This is a genomic window from Vannielia sp. ABF1_015, from assembly GCF_056160745.1.
Genome location: NZ_JBSWXT010000001.1, coordinates 1,188,035 through 1,205,540 on the forward strand (window position 1 = coordinate 1,188,035; position 17,506 = coordinate 1,205,540).

Below are 17,506 nucleotides of genomic sequence, written 5' to 3' on the forward strand. Positions count from 1 at the left end.
CGTATCAGAGCCTGTTGAATGCGACGCTCCGAGCTACCCTGTCAGCCGGGAGGAGCCGCATTGGACAGCAAGTTGGAGGCCGCAGGGCGTGCAAGCCCTGCGCCGGAGCAGGAGCGAGCCGATCTGGTGGTGACGTTCGGCACGGACGAGCCGCCGGTGCCTTGGCGCCGCATTGCGCTCGGCCCCCTCTCCTTTCTGCTTTCCGATCAATCGATCCGTCGGATCAGCTGGCATGGTGTGGAGTTGGTGCGGGCGATCAGCTGGCCGATCCGCGATGAAAACTGGGCCACCTATGCGGCTGTTACGCTCGATGAGGCAACGGCACGGTCGGAAGGGCGCATCACTGGCCGCATCGAGCAATCTGTCGATGGCGGGCGGCTGGCCCTTACAGTCGAGTTCTCCGCCAGCGAGGAGGGCACGCTGTCGGTTGCGGTGACGATGACACCGAAGGGGGGAGCGTTTGCCACCAACCGTGCCGGGCTGACGGTGTTGCATCCGATACGCGGGCTCACGGGCGCGCCGGTGACGCTCACCCACCCTGATGGATCGAGCGAGGATGCCCGGTTTCCGGAACTGATCAAGCCGTCACAGCCCATGAAAGACATTTCGGCGCTTGCCTATGGCATTGGCCCGGCAGCGGTGGACATGCGCTTCGAGGGTGAGGTTTTCGAGATGGAAGACCAGCGCAACTGGTCGGATGCCTCCTACAAAACCTATTGCGTGCCGCTGAAGGAGCCTTTCACCTACGAGATCACCGAGCCGCAGACGCAGCGGGTCTCTTTTTCCTTCTCTGGCAGCCCCTTTGCCTCGACGCCCCAAGGCAGCGAAACGCCGCCGCGCGTTGAATTGCTGGGCCGGAATGCGCCCGATGTTGGGCTGGTTCTTGAAGAAGGCTGGCTCGGCGGCGCGCCCACGCTTGACGCCATGAAGTTATGTGGCGCGTCGCACCTGCTCCTGCGCATTGATGCGACGACGAGCGCCGCGTTCCTCGACGATGTCGTTCAACTGGCCCGGACCTTGGCGGTGGAGATCGACCTTGAACTGGTGCTTGATGACGCCCGCCCCAAGGCGGCGATGGAGGCGCTGGCGGTGCGCATTGCTACGGCTGGCATCGTGCCGCGCCGGGTAATCGCTTTGCCCGAGGCTTACCTCAAAAGCTACCAACCCACGGCGACCTGGCCCGATGGGCCGTCGCCCTCCGCTCTTGTCGAGATGGCGCGACAGGCCTTCCCCGAGGCGCTCATCGGTGGGGGCATGCTGACCAACTTCACCGAGTTCAACCGGTGCCCGCCGGAGCCGGAGCTGTGCGACTTTGTCTTTCACGGTAACTCGGCAACGGTGCATGCCAGCGACGACCTGTCCGTGGTCGAAACTCTGGAGGCCCTGCCGCAGGTCTTTCGGAGCGCAGAGGCGCTGGCGGGGCAGGCGGCTTATCGGCTGGGGCTGGTGTCTATCGGTATGAGAACCAACCCCTACGGCGCGAAGGTTTCGGATAACCCCGAACAACTGCGTGAAACGATGGCCCGCGCCGATCCGCGCCACCGTGGCCTCTTCGCGGCGGCATGGGCCGTGGGTGTTCTGGCCAGCACCGGCCAATCCAATGTGGAAGCGCTGTGCCTTGCGGCTCCCACTGGCCCTTTTGGCATTGCCTACACCCCGCAAGCCTACGCCCAGCCCGGTTTCGATCAAGGCGAGGGCGTCGTGGTGCCGCTGTTTCATGTTCACCGGGAGGCGCGCCGCTTGGCTGGGGCTCCTGGCGTGACGATGGGGGGGCTTCCTGAGGGCGTCGCCGCCTACGGCGCAAAGGTTGAAGGGCAAACACGGATCATGATCGCCAACCTTTCACAGGTGCGCCGTACCGTTACGCTCCCCGAGACAAGTTTGGCGCTTGTGCTGGATCGGGGCAGCGCCCGAACGGCGATGGCCGATTCCGACTGGCTGCGCACCGCGCTGCGTGTGCCAATGCAGGATCTCAGCCTCGCCCCCTATGCAGTTGGCTTCTTGTCGATGGGGGCGCAAGCGTGACTGGAATGGCCAGACAAACACGAGGGGCGGCGTTGCTGATGCCGATGCACCCGCGCCCAAGGACATCTGCGGATTGCCGCAGCCATCTGGCTGAAACGCCCCTTAATTGGCGCGGGGCCTCTCTCTACACTGTCGCGGGCGAGGGCCGGAGGAGAACGAGGGGGAGACAATGCTAAGAGGTGGAATCATCGGCACCGGCTTTTTTGCCGGCAATCACCTGAACGCATGGAAGATGGTTGAGGGTGCCGAGATCGTGGCGCTCTGCGACCTTGATGAGGCAAAGGCCCGCGAGGCTGCGGAGGCCTTCGAAGTCTCTCATGTTTATACCGGCGCCGAGGAAATGCTGCGCGACGGTGCCCTCGACTTTGTCGACATCATCACCACGGTGCCCAGCCATCGGCCGCTGGTTGAACTGGCTCTGCGGCATGGGGCGCATGTGGTCTGCCAAAAACCCTTTGCCGAGAACCTGGCGGATGCCAGGGCCATGGTGGAGGCCGCCGAAGCCGCCGGTAAAACGCTGATGGTGCATGAGAACTTCCGCTGGCAATCCGCCGTACGGCGGGTGATCGAGCTTGTGCGTTCAGGCCGTATCGGCGCCCCGTTTTTCTGCCGCGCATCGTTTCGCTCGGCCTACGATGTGTTCTCCGGCCAGCCTTACCTCGCTGAAGGCAAGCGTTTCATCATCGAGGATCTCGGTATCCACGTGCTCGATATCGCGCGCGCGCTGATGGGCGATGTGGAGCGCCTTGCCGCTGTGACCCATCGCGTGAACCCGAAAATCGCGGGGGAGGATGTGGCCACTATCCTGCTCACCCATGAGAGTGGCATGGCGAGCGTTGTCGACTGCTCCTACGGCACGCGCCGCAGCCCGGAGACCTTCCCCGAGACCCTGCTGGAAATCGACGGGCCCCGGGGCACGATCCGGCTGGATGCCGGTTACCGGCTGACCGTGCAGGCAGACGGGGCGGAGGAGCAACTGGACGTGTCGCCACCTGTGCTCGAATGGGCGGAGCGGCCTTGGCACAACATTCAGGAAAGCGTGGTTGCCATCCAAGAGCATTTCATCCGGTGCCTGTCGGAGGGCACGGCGCCGGAAACCTCCGGTGCCGACAATCTCAAGACGTTGGCACTGGTGGAGGCTGCCTATGTTTCGGCGGCCGAAGGGAGGAGCGTGCGGCCCGACAGCCTTGGTTGAGGGCGGCGCGAATAAAATCCGGAGCCCGAAAGTTGGGGTGCCGGTCAACACGGAGGAGAGAAAGACATGACGTTCAAGACCAAGATACTGGCCGCTGCGACGGCTCTGATGACGCTACCGGTCATGGCCGCAGCCGATACCATTGCGATCATCACGCCGAGCCACGACAACCCCTTCTTCAAGGCCGAGGCCGATGGCGCCGCCGCGAAGGCGGAAGAACTGGGCTACGAGACAATGGTGCTCGTGCATGACGATGACGCCAACAAGCAATCGGAACTCTTTGACAGCGCAATCGCCGCCGGCGTGGTTGCGATTATCCTCGACAACGCCGGGGCCGATGCTTCGGTGGCTGCCGTGCAGAAGGCCAAGGACGCGGGCATCCCCTCGTTTCTGATCGACCGCGAGATCACCGAAACTGGCGTGGCCGTCAGCCAGATCGTTTCGAACAACTACCAAGGCGCGCAACTCGGGGCCGAGGAGTTCGTGCGCTTGATGGGCGAAGAGGGCAAATACGCGGAACTGGTGGGCAAGGAGAGCGACACCAACGCAGGCATCCGCAGCCAAGGCTACCATGACGTGATCGATCAGTACCCCGAGTTGGAGATGGTCGCGCAGCAAACTGCCAACTGGTCGCAGACCGAGGCCTTCACGGTGATGGAATCAATGCTTCAGGCCAACCCTGACATCAAGGGCGTGATCTCTGGCAATGACACCATGGCAATGGGCGCTTGGGCCGCGCTGGAGGCCGCTGGCCGGACCGACGTGATCGTGGTGGGCTTTGATGGCTCCAATGACGTGCGCGACTCGATCCTCGCGGGCGGCATCAAGGCCACCGTGCTTCAGCCTGCTTACGCACAGGCGCAGATGGCTGTGATGCAGGCCGATCAGTACCTCAAAACTGGCTCCACCGGGCTCGACGAAAAGCAGCTGATGGACTGCGTGCTGGTGAACGGCGACAACGCCAGCCAACTCGAGACGTTCGCGCTGCAGTAAGCGACGGTGCACTTTGCGCCCCGCGCGTGCATGTCACGCGCGGGGCGCTGTCTTCACTGAGCGAGGAAACAACTCATGATCAGGCCACTCCTGCTTGCACTCGCAGCGGCGGCACTCACATCGGCGTCGGGCTGCAAGATCGTCTTCGACTCCGATGGCGATGACAGTGAAATTCCCGCAGGCCCTGAGGGGGACGACGCCCGCAACGCCAAGCGGCTCGAAGAGAGTTTCGAGCCACAGCTTTTGCCGCACCTGCGGGAGAACGCGGTGGAGATCGGCGAACTGCGTGCCGGGATCGCGGCGGATATCGAAGCCATCGGCACCGCCCGTGCGCAACGTGGCAGCGGGGCCGGTGCCGCATGGAATTTTCCCGTCTCCGGCGAGGGCGTGGTGGTTGAGGCCAATCTCGAAAGCCGGGCGCGGACCTTGGCGCTTGATACCGACGACGACGGCAAGGCCGACACAACGCTCCAGATGGGGCCGGTCATCAAGGGCACGGCCTTGCGCGATGGCGTGCCTTTCTACAATTTCGACGATTTTCGCGATCAGATCGAATATGCCAAGCTGGCCCGTGCCCTGAACGACGAGGTCACCGCACGCATCACGCTTCCGGAAGGGGAGCTTGCGGGGAGCACCGTGCAATTCTTCGGGGTGACACCGCTGCGCACGGCGAGCGAGGCAATCCTTGTGACCCCGACCGAAGTGACCTTTCTGCCATGAGTGAAGATCATCCCATCGGGCTTTCCATCCGCGATGCGGTGAAGGTCTACCCCGGCACGCGCGCGTTGAAGGGGGTCGATTTTGATATCCGCATGGGCGCCGTCAACGTGTTGGTCGGCGAGAACGGTGCCGGCAAATCGACGCTGATGAAGGTGATCTCGGGGGTGGAGGCGCTGACCGAGGGCGAGGTCACCATGAATGGCCAGCCGGTGCAGTTTCACAACAAGGATGATGCCGTGAAGGCGGGCATCGGGATCGTCTTTCAGGAGCTGAACCTCTTTCCCGAGATGTCGGTGGCCGAGAATATCTTTATCGGCAACGAGCTAACCCGCGGCGGGGTGCATCTGGACATCGCCGCCCAGCGGACTCGCAGCAGGGAGATCCTTCAGCGGCTGGAACAGGATATCGACCCGGACACCCCGCTCGGCTTTCTGAGGATCGGCCAGCAGCAGATCGTGGAGATCGCCAAAGCGCTGGCGCAGGATGCCCGAATCCTAATCCTCGACGAGCCAACCTCGGCCCTGTCTGCCGTGGAGGTTGAGGTGCTGTTCCGGCTGATTGACGAGCTCAAGGCGCATGGCGTCGGCATTGTCTACATCTCGCATCGTCTGGAAGAGCTGATCCGGCTCGGGGATTACATCACCGTGCTGCGCGATGGTGAGATCACCGGCGCTCGCAGCATGGACGGGGTCGACCTGCGCTGGATCGTGGAGGCGATGATTGGCGGCAAGTCGAAGGACTTTGCCGAACCGATCAGCCATGAACCGGGGGACGAGGCCTTTCGTGCCGAGGACGTCATGCTGCCCAAAATGGGCGGCGGGTTTCATGTTGATCACGTGTCTCTCTCGGTCCGCTCCGGCGAGATCGTCGGGATTTACGGGCTGATGGGCGCAGGCCGCACCGAGCTGATGGAGTGCATCATCGGCCGACATCCCGGCACCTCGGGAGGGCGCTATTTCATCGACGGCAAGGAAATTCGTAGCGGCGCAATTGCCGACCGCATCGCCAGCGGCATCGCGCTGGTGCCGGAAGATCGCAAGAAGGACGGCCTCGTGCAGATCATGGCGATCCGCGAAAACCTCACCCTGTCATCGCTCGGGCAACTGGCCCGCAGCTTTCATCTTGATCTCAGGCGCGAGGCGGGGCGGGCGATGGAGTTCATCAAGCGGCTCACAATCAAGGTCTCCAGCCAGGAAAACCCGGTTTCGTCCCTCTCGGGGGGCAACCAGCAGAAGGTGGTCATCGGCAAGGCGTTGATGACCCAACCCAAGATCTTGCTGATGGACGAGCCCACGCGCGGTGTCGACGTGGGGGCCAAGGCCGAAATCTACCGGGTGATGCGCCAGCTCGCGGTAGACGGCTTGGCGGTGCTGTTTTGCAGCTCGGAGATCGAGGAATGCATGGCCCTGAGCGACCGCATCCTGGTGATGGCGGACGGCAGGGTCACCGGAACATTCGACAAGCAGGCCGAGGCGGCGGAGGTCATTGCCGCCGCGACGCCCGGCGTAAATACCAAGGAGAACGCGGCATGAGCGCCACGGCAGACACACCAACCAAGGGCGGAACCAACTGGCTCCTTTTGTTGCTGAAGGCGCGCACCTTCGTGGCGCTGATCCTCGTGTTCGGTTACTTCTCCTTCGCCGCGCCCAACTTCCTGAGCGTGGCCAATGCTGTGCTTATCTCGAAGCACGTGGCGATCAACGCCTTCCTCGCTATCGGCATGACTTACGTGATCATCACCGGGGGCATCGACCTGTCGGTGGGCTCGGTCGTCGGCCTGACCTCGATGATCGCGGGCTACCTCATCCTCAACGGGATAGACCTTGGCCTCGGCTGGTCGATCCAGTTCAACACGCTGGAAATCGTGCTGCTCGTCTGTCTCGTCGGCGTTTTCGTCGGCTGGGTGAACGGGCTATTGATCACGCGGCTCAATGTGGCCCCCTTCATTGCGACGCTGGGGATGCTCTACATTGCGCGGGGCGCAGCGCTGCTGATGTCGGGTGGGCGGACCTTTCCCAACCTGAACGGCAACCCTGACTACGGCTCGCACACCTTTCCGCTGATCGGGGCTGGCACTCTTTTTGGTATCCCGTTGATGATCTGGATCCTGATCGTGGTGGCGCTGGTGGCAACCTATATAGCGCAGCGCACCCCGCTGGGCAGGCACATCTACGCCACCGGGGGCAACGAGAGCGGGGCCGAGCTTTCCGGCGTTCGGGTACGTCGGGTCAAAACCTTTGTTTACATGTTCTCCGGCCTCATGGCCGCGATTGTGGGCATCATCATCGCCTCCCAGCTCAAGGCGGCCCACCCGGCAACGGGGGAGTTCTTCGAGCTCAACGCCATCGCGGCGGCGGTGCTGGGCGGCACCTCCATGTCGGGCGGGCGGGGCCGGATCTGGGGCACCATCATCGGTGCCTTCGTGATTGGCATATTGTCTGACGGACTCATCATGATGGGGGTCTCGTCATTCTGGCAGATGGTGATCAAGGGCCTCGTGATCGTTGCCGCCGTCGTGGTCGATCAGGCGCAAAGCCGTCTGCAAGCGAGGGTGGCACTGGCGCAGGAGGCCGCGAGCTAGGGCTGGCGCCATTGGCCAGTAAGAGGGGCGATTGCGATGGCTGACACGAAGGCCGCTACGTAAGGCGTTTGGCCAGCCTTTCGCGCAACCTTGGTTTGCAGGGGTGTTGATGCCCTCTTCTCCCAAACCCGCAGGCGGAGCTTCGCACATAGGCTGTTGATGGCGTGAGCGGATCTGACGGAAGCACAGGCTGGCGGTGAGTCAGCCCCTTCCACCTGTGCCCGTTTCTTCGACAGCAGTGAAATTTGCCAAGCCGTTCTCGCCGCCCGGCCATTTCCGGCTGCGGGGTGCTCAGGGCTAGGCAAAAAGCCCCCAAAAACGACACTGCTTGACAATACTCACATGTTACATGTTACACGTCATGGACAGATGGTCCGGATGCGCGGTAGCGCCGAAGACCGGGGAGGAATTGACGTGACCAGCGATACCGTTTTGCGAGACCGGCTGAGCCGCGGGCTATTGACCGTTGCGCCCGGCGCGCCAGACCCGTTGACGGCCCGCATTGTGCAGGCGCAGGGCTATGATGCCGTCTACATGACGGGGCTTGGCGCGACGGCCGCGCGGCTGGGCCAGCCAGACCTTGGATTGCTGACGCAGACGGAAATGGCCGATCACGCCCGCGCGATGGTTCGGGCAGTGGATATTCCGGTGATCGCCGATGCCGACACCGGCTATGGTGGCGCGCTGAACGTGGCGCGGACGGTGCGGGAATACATGCAGGGCGGCGTTGCGGCGCTGCATCTGGAAGATCAGGTTTCTCCCAAGCGCTGCGGCCAGCTGGCCGGCGTGCGGCTGGTGTCTCCCGAGGAGGGCGCGGCCCGGTTGTCGGCGGCGGTGGAGGCGCGGGGCAAGAGCGACCTGGTCATCATCGGACGCACCGATGCGCTTCCGGCCATGGGGATGGACGAAGCTGTCGCGCGGGCGGCGCGTTACCGGGATACCGGCGTTGATCTTGTCTTCGTCGACGGGGTGAAGACCCGCGCCGAGGTTGAGGCCATCGCACAGAGGGTCGAGGGGCCAAAGGTTTTGAGCCTTGTCGATGGCACTGATGCCGCGCTGCTGACCACGGACGAGGTGCAGGAGATGGGCTTTGCCGTTGTCATGTATGCGGTGACGGCGCTCTTTACCGCAGCGCGCGCCACGCAAGACGCTTTGGCTGCCCTGAAAGCCGAGGGCCGGCCGGCCACGGCCGGGGCGCTCAGCTATGCCGAGTTCTGCGACGTGGTGGACCTGGCCGGACATCAGGCTTTTGCCCACAGGCACGGCGAATGACGGCGGTTGTCCTCATCACCGGCGCAGGCTCGGGTATCGGGCTTGCAACCGCGCGAGCCGTTGTGGCACGCGGCGCACGGGCGATCCTCTGGGACATCTCGGGCCCGGCGCTGGACGCGGCACGCGCGGAGCTTGGCGAGGACGCGGTCAGCACTGCGATCATCGACGTCTCTGACCCTGACGCCGTGGCTATGGCGAAGCTGGATGGCGTGACGCATTTGGTGAACAACGCAGGCATTCTGGGCCAGCGCATGGATTGGGCCGAGCTTGACGCTGACCACCTTCAGTCCGTCTTCCAAGTCAATCTTGTGGGGCTGATGCTGGTCACACAGGCGTTTGCCAAGGCGCGGGTGGGGCACCCGACGGCCAGTATCGTCAACATGTCATCCATCGCTGGCGAAAATGGTGGTGGCCCGGGCTTTGCCGCCTACGGCGCGTCCAAGGGTGCGATCATGGCCCTGACGCGTGCCATGGCGCGAGACTTTGCCCCTGATATGCGGGTCAACGCGCTGGCGCCGGGGATCATCGACACGCCTATACAAGACGCCATCATGACCGCGCCCAACGCGCGCGCGCAGGCTGCCGAGGGCATTCCCATGGGGCGCATGGGCACCGCCGGTGAGGTGGCGCAGGCAGCGGAATGGCTGCTGTTCGACGCCCCCTATACCACGGGCGAAATCATTCGCATCGCGGGAGGGCGACGGTGAAACTGGTCGATTATTTCTTCAAGGCGCTGGAGGTGGTGCTCGTCTTCCTGCTGGCGGGCATGACGATCATGGTCTTTGCAAATGTGGTGCTGCGCTACGGCTTTGGCTCGGGCATCGACATCAGCGAGGAGTTGTCACGATTCTTCTTTGTCTGGCTGATCTTCCTCGGGGCCATCGTTGCCATGCGGCACAACATGCACATGGGGTTTGACCTCGTGGTGACGAGCGTGAGCGAGCCGGTGCGGCGCGTGCTGCTGACGGTGGCCAACGGGCTGGTGCTGGCGGTTTGCATCATGGTGCTCTGGGGGGCTTTGGCGCAATTCCATGTCAACGCGACGAACATCGCGCCAGTTACACGGATGCCGATGTTCTGGGTGTTCGGGGTGCTGATCCCGATGTCCTCTCTGATCGGCCTGATGGCCGGGCTGCGGATGCTGGGTTATGCGACGGGCCGCTTGAAAGGCCTGCCGACCTCGGGGCGGAGTGTGGCCGAATGACCCTCGCCCTCTTCATCGTTACCCTCGCCATCACCCTGTCGATTGGCGTGCCGGTTGCCTTCGCCCTGCTGATATGCGCCGCCGTCATGGGCTTTCACATGGACCTGTTTGACGCGCAGGTGATCTCGCAGCGCATGGTCGTAGGGGCGAACAACTTTTCTCTGCTGGCGATCCCGTTCTTCCTGCTCGCCGGAGAGCTGATGAACGCGGGCGGCATGTCAAAGCGGATCATCGGTTTCGCCATGGCCTTCGTCGGGCATGTGCGCGGCGGGCTGGGCGTGGTGGCGATCTTTGCCGCGATCATCCTTGCCTCGCTCTCCGGGTCGGCGGCGGCGGACTCGGCGGCGCTGATCGCGATCATGCTGCCGATGATGAAACAATCGGGGCATGATGAGGCGCGCTCTGTCGGGCTCATGGCCTCGGGCGGTGTTATCGCGCCGATCATTCCGCCCTCCATCGCCTACATCATCTTTGCCGTGGCCACGAACCTGTCGATCACCCAGCTGTTCATGGCAGGCATCGTGCCCGGCGTGATGATGGGGCTTGGTGCCATCGTCGCCTGGTTGATCGTGGCGCGGCGCGACAATGTGCAGCCGCAGCCAAGGCAGGGCTGGGATGTGCGCCTGCGCGAGACCCGCAAGGCCCTGTGGTCGCTGGGCATGCCTGTGATCATCCTCGGCGGCATCCGCTTTGGCGTGGTCACACCAACCGAGGCCGCCGTCATTGCCGCTGTCTACGCCATCTTCGTCGGCATGGTGGTGCACCGCGAGTTGAAGGTGAGCCATCTGTTCCGCGTTTTCCGCGACGCGGCGCTGACCACGGCTGTGGTGATGATGTTGGCGGCGGCGGCCCTTGCGACGGCGTGGTTCATCACACTGGCGGACCTGTCCGGCATTGTGCTTGACCTCGTCGGCCCGTTGGTCGACAGCCCAACCCTGCTGCTGATCGTCATCATGGCGCTGGTGCTGATGATCGGCACCATGCTCGACATGGGGCCAACGATCCTGATCCTCGCGCCGGTGCTGCTGCCCGTGGTCGAGGAGGCGGGGATCGACCCGATCTACTTTGGCGTGCTCTTCGTCATCAACTGCGCCATCGGCTTGGTGACACCGCCCGTTGGCATCGTTCTCAGCGTCTCGGCCGGGGTGTCCGGCGTGCCGCTGCACAAGGTGGCCAAGGGCGCGGCGCCGTTTCTCATTGCGCAGATTATCGTGCTCGCGCTGCTGGTGATCTTTCCGCAACTCGTTCTCACGCCGCTGGATTGGCTGCGCTGAGCGCGTTCTCGACTGAATAAACAAGGAGGAGACCTGATATGAAACTGAAGACTCTCGCGGCTCTGGCATTTGCCACGGCCCTGACAAGCCCGGCGCTTGCCGCCGAATACGGCAGCCACACTTTCAAAATCTCGAGCGGCGCGGCCAAGGATCACCCGATTGCCACGGGCATCGAGGCGATGTCGGCCTGCATGGAAGAGGGTTCGGGTGGCAACATGAAGCTGCGCGCCTTCTACTCGGGCCAGCTCGGCGATGATGCCGATGCCACGCAGGCCACGCGCTCCGGCTCCATCGAGATGGTGGTGACGGGCTCTGCTGCAATCGCGGGCATTGAACCAGCGCTGGGCGTGTTCACCCTGCCGTTCATGTTCGAGAACGACGCCGAGGTTGATGCGATCATGACCGGCCCGTTCTTTGACTATGTCGCCGAGAAGATGCCCGAGCATGACCTCGTGATGCTGTCGATGTGGGAAAACGGTTTTCGCAACGCCACCAACTCCAAGCACCCGATCTTGGCGGTGTCGGATTTCGAGGGGCTGAACTTCCGCGTCATGCAAAACCCGATCTTCCTCGACACCTTCCGCCGTCTGGGTGCAAATCCGGTGCCGATGGCCTTTGGCGAGGTGTTCACCGCGCTGGAAACCGGCGCTGTTGACGGGCAGGAAAACCCGCTGCCGCTGATCGAAGCGACGAAGTTTTATGAGGTGCAGAAGTACCTCACCCTCACCCGTCACGCCTATTCGCCCAACCCGGTTTTGGTGAACAAGGGTGTCTGGGAAGGGCTGAACGGCGACGAGCAGGCACTGATTCAATCCTGTGCCGAAAGCGCCCGGGACGCGCAGATCGAGCGCTCGCGCGCTGCTGTGGGTGAATCCGCCGAGAAGCTGACCTCCGAAGGCATGGAAATCTCCGAAATGCCAGCCGAGGAGATGGCCAAGCTGCGCGAACTGGTGGCGCCTGTCTACGAGACCTCAATGGACTCCGTCGGCAAGGAAAACTTTGACCGGCTGTCCGAAGAACTGGCCAAAATTCGCAACTAAGCCCGCAAGGGCCTGACGGGACCGGCGCGTGGCTCTCCCCCGCGCGCCGGTCCACCCAATTTCAAGGATCGCACTCCCATGCCGCTCGACACCGCCTCCTTCATCGCTCGCCTTGCCGAGGCCTTCCCGGGCCCGGCGCTGCTGGCAGGCGACGACATTCCGGCGCGCAATCTGCATGACACTTCGTTTCTTCCGGATGTGACACCACTGGCCGTGCTCCGCCCGGATACGCCCGAGGCTGTGGCAGAAGCGGTGCGGCACTGTGCCGAGGCGGGCGTGCCGATGGTGCCCCAAGGCGGGCTGACCGGCCTGGCAGGTGGGGCCCACCCGATTGATGGCGCGGTGATGATCTCGCTTGAGCGGTTTTCGGGGATCGAAGAGATCGACCCCGCCAGCGCCACCATGACAGTGCGCGCGGGCACCCCGCTGGAGGTGATCCAAAAGGCCGCCGATGAGGCTGGCTTCTTTATCCCGCTGGACCTTGGCGCGCGCGGCTCCTGCCTGATTGGCGGCAATATCGGCACCAATGCGGGCGGCAATCGGGTGATCCGCTACGGCATGACCCGTGAGATGATTCTTGGCCTCGAATACGTGCTGCCGGACGGCACCTTGGTCAGCGGGCTGAACAAGATGCTGAAGAACAACGCGGGCTATGACCTGAAACAGCTCTTCATAGGCTCCGAGGGCACGCTCGGCATCGTCACCCGTGCGGTGCTGAGAATGCACCCTAAGCCCGGTTGCGTGAACGCGGCGCTTTGTGGCCTCGGTTCCTACGAAGATGTGGTTAAACTGCTGGCGGAGGCCCGGCGCGGGCTGGGGCCGATGCTGTCGGCCTTTGAGGTGATGTGGCCCGACTACTGGCAGGTGGTGACCGAGACAGTGGGCACACGCTCCCCGCTGGAGGGGCAGCACGCCTTTTATGTGTTGCTCGAAACCCAAGGGCTGGAAGAAGAGATTGACGGTCCGCGCTTCATGTCATGGGTCGAGAAGGTCTATGAAGCCGGCCTTCTGGAGGATGCTGCCATCAGCCAGAGCTTGTCGGATGTGCAGCGCTTTTGGGACGTGCGCGATGCTTGCGGCGAGTTCATGACGCGGCTCGGCCCGCATTGCGCTTTCGACATTGGTCTGCCGGTCACATCCATGGATGCCTTTGCCGGTGCTTGCCGGTCGCGTCTGGTCACGGCGATGCCGCAGGCGCTCAGCGTCTATTACGGGCATATCGGCGACGGGAACCTGCATATCGTGGCACTTGACCGCGCCGCCGCCGACCAGCCGATGAGCCAGATCAGCGCTATCGTTTACGATACGGTGCGCGACTTCGGCGGCACCGTGTCTGCCGAACATGGTATTGGACTGCTTAAGAAGCCCTACCTACCCTATACTCGCTCGGCCGAGGAATTGGCGCTGATGGCCCGCATCAAGGCCGCGCTCGATCCGGCAGGGCTGCTCAACCCGGGCAAGGTTATCGACGCCCCTATCGGAGATCGCACATGAACCCCCTGAAATCCCGTCTGCTGTCCGGCGAGTTCGTCACCGCCGCCTGGGCCGAACTGGGGCATCCCGACATCGCGGAGATCCTCGTGCGGCATGGCTGGCCCACCGTGCTGATCGACGGTGAGCACGGCATCGGCGACCTTGAAACATGGGTCGCGGTGGCCCGGGCCGTTGAAGCGGCAGGTGGCGAGACCCTCCTGCGCGTGCCGAACGGCTCCGACACGACCTTGAAGAAGGCGATGGACCGGGGCTTTCGGTCGATCATCGTGCCGATGGTGAACACGGTGGAGCAGGCAACCCGCATCGCGGCCTCCTGTCACTACCCGCAGCGCGGCGCGGGCGGCATCGGGCGTGGATATGCAGCGCCGATTGTGCGCGGCTCCGATTATGGCACGCGTCCCGATTATGCCGTGCAGACGGCAAACGACGATTTGTTGCTCTTCGTGCAATGCGAAACCCCGGAAAGCGTTGCCGCGCTGGCCGAGATCGCGGGCGTCGAGGGGATCGACGGAATTTTCCTTGGCCCGAACGACCTGGCCGCAACCATGGGGCATATCGAGGATATGGACCACGCGAGCCCACAAGCGGCCTTTGCCGAGGTGGAAGCCAAGGTTCGGGGCGCCGGCAAGCTTCTGGCCACGGTGCCGGGCGGCGGGCGCGACTGGGCGACCCTGCGCGACAAGGGCTTCAACCTGGTCGCCGGGGTCAACGATGTGTCCTTCCTTGTGGAAGCGGCCCGCGCCTCTGCGCAGGACCGCGACGCGCAGCTGGGCACCCAGACCGCGCGCACCGAGAGCGTCGCCCGCTACTGAACAAGGCCATGCTCACCACGGATTCCTTCACCGGTGGGGGCCTCCGTGATAGAACCTCCCAACCGCCGACGATACAGGGAAAACCCGCCAGATGCCTGCAACACCCGGGATGCAGATCGAACAGCCCAAGACGCTGACGGAGATCGTCGTAGAGCGCATACGCGCAGCGATCATCGACGGGCAGTTCGCCTTTGGTGAGAACATCTCGGAGGACAAGCTGGCCACTGCATTCGGCGTCAGCCGCTCACCCGTTCGCGATGCGCTGAATGCCTTGCAGTTTACCGGGCTGGTGACGATCAAACCAAAGCGCGGCAGCTTCGTTTTCAACCCGACCGGTGAGGAAGTTGCGGAGATTTGCGACTATCGTCTGATGCTTGAGCGCGAGGCGCTGCGGTTATCTATGGCTGCCGACCGGGAGGGTTTTTTGGCCGCGCTGGACGATGCCTTGGACAGAATGCGCGAGCGGATGCAGGCGGGTGACGAGATTGGCTATGTGCGGATCGACACGGAGTTTCACAACCTGTTCTTCGACCATTGCGGCAATGGCCTGGTGCAGAACGCCTTTGACCTTGTGGAGGCCCGTATTGCCACAATTCGCACAGCGCTAAACGCCCGCTTCAAGCAGCGCCGCGAAGACAGTTTTGACCAGCACGTTGCCATCGTTGAGGGGTTGAAGCGCGGAGATTGGGAGCAGGTCCACGATGTTCTGGGCAAGCACATCACCTCGATCCGAACCGATGCCATCGACGAATTGTCGCGCAGCGCGGCAGCCGGGTAATCGCGTCGGGATCTTTTGCTGGCTTCCAGCAAGGTGCTTAGGTGCGCAATCCCGATAGCGGGTAGGCCGCAAATGCCTCGATCGGCACTGTTTTCCCTTTTCTGTCGAGTTTGCTTGTAGATGAGGCTAGTTAGGCGGCCTGCAAATTGCCGGTCGTCGTGGAACCGTCGACCCGCGTGCGTTGTTAACCACTGCAATTGTATCGGCACCACACCAACCTGATCGTTCGGTTGCCTCTATCCGTCTGGCCGTTGGCCCGGCAGTGGCGCGGATATTTTCCCTCGAATTGGGGCAGGTGAGAGCCGCCATGCCGCTCCAATTAGCGGATCGCGCACTCGGAAGGCAGAATTTTTGTATCCACACCATTCCTTTACGATCTCTTCGATAGCAGCTTGACAATCGTAGTTCAGTTGTCCACGTACTGAACGGTATAGTTTAGGTGTGCCGAATGAACGAAGCTGAACAAGCATTGCTCGACGCCGCGTTGCGGGTGTTCTCGCGCTATGGCGTGAATCGAAGCAGTATGAGCGACCTCTGCGAGGAGGCCGGTGTATCGCGCCAGACTTTTTACAACCACTTCCGGAACAAGGGCGACATCCTCCGCGCGCTGATCCGAAGCTTCACCGAACGTGCTCTTGCCGGAATCGAAGCTGGCCGACGAACACGGTCCACGCTGGGTGACCAGCTTGACCTTGTTTTCGAACAAACCGTGGTCGCAGGCTACGACATGGTTACAGCGATGCCCAATGCCGAAGACTTCGTTGATGGCGTCCATGACAGCAGCAAAGAAGGCATGGAAGCCGCCCACCAACAATTTCGCGACGTGTTTGCAGAAATCCTCGCGCCATATGCTGCTACGCTGAACGACAGTGGGCTCGACGTGGTCGCGCTGTCGGAACTTTTGCAACGCGCGTCCAAGGCGGCAGGCCTCAACGCGCGCGACCGCGACCATCTTTTAACCCAACTCGCCACGCTGCGCCGACTCTGCCTCGCAGCGACCGGCCAGCCGAATGGCAACTGAATAAGGAACCTCCCGATGATCTCTTTGCCCCGTGTCGCCGGGCGGCACGCTTTGACCCATTTGGGGCTCGCTGCCCTTGCGACCACCGTTGCCCTTGGGGCCTTCATCGCGCCGGCCCGCGCCGAAACGCCTGTCGTCAAGCTCACCGAGGTGAGCGCCGGGGCGGGTGAACTGCGCCGTGCCTTCTTCGGCAAGGTCGTGGCCCGTGAAACTGTCGATCTGGCCTTTCAGGTCGGCGGTCAGGTTGTGGAGTTTCCGGTTGAAGAAGGCGCATCGGTGCCGGAGGGCGGGCTGGTTGCACGTATGGATCTGGAACCCTTCCAACTGGCGCTCGACGAGGCCGAAGCTCGCGCTGCCCAGGTCACCCGCACCTTGGAGCGGTATCAGAAGCTCGTTGGCTCGGCGGTTACGGAAACCAATCTGGAAGACGCGCAGACGCAGGTGGACCTTGCCAACATCGCGCAACAGGATGCCGAACGCTCGTTGCGCAATGCCACCTTGCAAGCGCCTTTCGACGCCATCGTGGCCGCACGGCTGGTGCCGAACTTTTCCACCGTCAATGCCGGCACGCCGGTGGTGCGGCTGCACGACATGTCGGATCTCAGGATCGAGATCGACGTGCCGGAGACGCTTTTTCAACGCGCCGGACAGGATCCAGACCTCACGCTCACTGCACAATTTCCAGCAAGTGAGCGCACGTTCCCGCTGGAGATTCGCGAGTTCAACGCCGAGACGGCGGAGGTTGGCCAGACCTATCGCCTGACCCTCGGCATGGCCGCGCCTGAGGACATCACCGTGCTCCCCGGCTCCTCGGCCAAGGTCAACGCGGTTCTGAACACCGGCGCCAGCCGCATCGAACTGCCCGCCTCGGCGATCGTGATAGAGAATGATCGCAGCACCAGCGTCATGGTTTTCGAACCCGCAGGTGCCGAGACGGGCACTGTCACCGCCACTCCCGTGGAGGTAACACCAACCGACCGTGGCACCGTTGCCGTTACCTCCGGGCTGGAGCCCGGGCAGGAGGTTGTTGCCATCGGTGGGGACCAGCTTGCCGACGGCACGCAAGTGCGTCGGTTCACCGGTTTCGGAGACTGAGC

16 protein-coding genes are annotated in these 17,506 nt (G+C 63.1%); all 16 read left to right on the forward strand.

Features of this window, described 5'->3' with window-relative positions:
• Window positions 1–18: 18 nt before the first annotated feature.
• On the forward strand, window positions 19–2,025 hold the full coding sequence (locus ACXAG6_RS06125; RefSeq protein ID WP_475336059.1) for a D-apionate lactonase family protein: 2,007 nt from the start codon (window positions 19–21) through the stop codon (window positions 2,023–2,025).
• A gap of 169 nt (window positions 2,026–2,194) precedes the next feature.
• Window positions 2,195–3,220, forward strand: a complete 1,026-nt coding sequence (locus tag ACXAG6_RS06130) for a Gfo/Idh/MocA family protein (protein WP_475336061.1) — start codon at window positions 2,195–2,197, stop codon at window positions 3,218–3,220.
• A gap of 66 nt (window positions 3,221–3,286) precedes the next feature.
• Entirely contained in the window at window positions 3,287–4,213 is a 927-nt protein-coding gene (locus ACXAG6_RS06135) for a substrate-binding domain-containing protein (RefSeq protein WP_475336064.1), read from the forward strand.
• Window positions 4,214–4,288: 75 nt separating this feature from the next.
• Window positions 4,289–4,933: a DUF2291 family protein gene (locus ACXAG6_RS06140; RefSeq protein ID WP_475336066.1), complete on the forward strand. Its 645-nt coding sequence runs from the start codon at window positions 4,289–4,291 to the stop codon at window positions 4,931–4,933.
• Window positions 4,930–6,465 (forward strand): sugar ABC transporter ATP-binding protein, encoded by a 1,536-nt coding sequence (locus ACXAG6_RS06145; RefSeq protein WP_140013129.1) that lies wholly within the window; start codon window positions 4,930–4,932, stop codon window positions 6,463–6,465. The genes ACXAG6_RS06140 and ACXAG6_RS06145 overlap by 4 nt, the downstream gene beginning before the upstream one ends.
• Window positions 6,462–7,514 carry an ABC transporter permease gene (locus ACXAG6_RS06150; RefSeq protein ID WP_475336069.1) on the forward strand — a complete coding sequence of 351 codons (1,053 nt, stop codon included), beginning with the start codon at window positions 6,462–6,464 and terminating at the stop codon, window positions 7,512–7,514. The genes ACXAG6_RS06145 and ACXAG6_RS06150 overlap by 4 nt, the downstream gene beginning before the upstream one ends.
• Before the next feature lie 414 nt (window positions 7,515–7,928).
• Window positions 7,929–8,786: an isocitrate lyase/PEP mutase family protein gene (locus tag ACXAG6_RS06155; protein ID WP_475336071.1), complete on the forward strand. Its 858-nt coding sequence runs from the start codon at window positions 7,929–7,931 to the stop codon at window positions 8,784–8,786.
• Window positions 8,783–9,493 (forward strand): SDR family NAD(P)-dependent oxidoreductase, encoded by a 711-nt coding sequence (locus ACXAG6_RS06160; RefSeq protein WP_475336073.1) that lies wholly within the window; start codon window positions 8,783–8,785, stop codon window positions 9,491–9,493. The genes ACXAG6_RS06155 and ACXAG6_RS06160 overlap by 4 nt, the downstream gene beginning before the upstream one ends.
• The gene (locus ACXAG6_RS06165) at window positions 9,490–9,990 is read left to right on the forward strand and encodes a TRAP transporter small permease (protein ID WP_475336076.1); all 501 of its coding nucleotides are present in this window, start codon (window positions 9,490–9,492) and stop codon (window positions 9,988–9,990) included. The genes ACXAG6_RS06160 and ACXAG6_RS06165 overlap by 4 nt, the downstream gene beginning before the upstream one ends.
• Window positions 9,987–11,264, forward strand: coding sequence for a TRAP transporter large permease (locus ACXAG6_RS06170; RefSeq protein ID WP_475336078.1), 1,278 nt, complete (start codon window positions 9,987–9,989; stop codon window positions 11,262–11,264). The genes ACXAG6_RS06165 and ACXAG6_RS06170 overlap by 4 nt, the downstream gene beginning before the upstream one ends.
• 38 nt (window positions 11,265–11,302) lie before the next feature.
• Complete coding sequence (locus ACXAG6_RS06175) at window positions 11,303–12,304, forward strand: DctP family TRAP transporter solute-binding subunit (protein WP_475336081.1); 1,002 nt, start codon at window positions 11,303–11,305, stop codon at window positions 12,302–12,304.
• 78 nt (window positions 12,305–12,382) lie between these two features.
• The gene (locus ACXAG6_RS06180; protein WP_475336083.1) at window positions 12,383–13,798 is read left to right on the forward strand and encodes an FAD-binding oxidoreductase; all 1,416 of its coding nucleotides are present in this window, start codon (window positions 12,383–12,385) and stop codon (window positions 13,796–13,798) included.
• Window positions 13,795–14,610 (forward strand): HpcH/HpaI aldolase family protein, encoded by an 816-nt coding sequence (locus ACXAG6_RS06185; protein ID WP_475336085.1) that lies wholly within the window; start codon window positions 13,795–13,797, stop codon window positions 14,608–14,610. The genes ACXAG6_RS06180 and ACXAG6_RS06185 overlap by 4 nt, the downstream gene beginning before the upstream one ends.
• Window positions 14,611–14,701: 91 nt before the next feature.
• Window positions 14,702–15,388, forward strand: coding sequence for a GntR family transcriptional regulator (locus tag ACXAG6_RS06190; RefSeq protein ID WP_475336087.1), 687 nt, complete (start codon window positions 14,702–14,704; stop codon window positions 15,386–15,388).
• A gap of 448 nt (window positions 15,389–15,836) precedes the next feature.
• Window positions 15,837–16,409 carry a TetR/AcrR family transcriptional regulator gene (locus tag ACXAG6_RS06195; RefSeq protein ID WP_475336090.1) on the forward strand — a complete coding sequence of 191 codons (573 nt, stop codon included), beginning with the start codon at window positions 15,837–15,839 and terminating at the stop codon, window positions 16,407–16,409.
• Window positions 16,410–16,424: 15 nt separating this feature from the next.
• Window positions 16,425–17,504 carry an efflux RND transporter periplasmic adaptor subunit gene (locus ACXAG6_RS06200; RefSeq protein ID WP_475336093.1) on the forward strand — a complete coding sequence of 360 codons (1,080 nt, stop codon included), beginning with the start codon at window positions 16,425–16,427 and terminating at the stop codon, window positions 17,502–17,504.
• The last annotated feature ends 2 nt before the right edge of the window (window positions 17,505–17,506 follow it).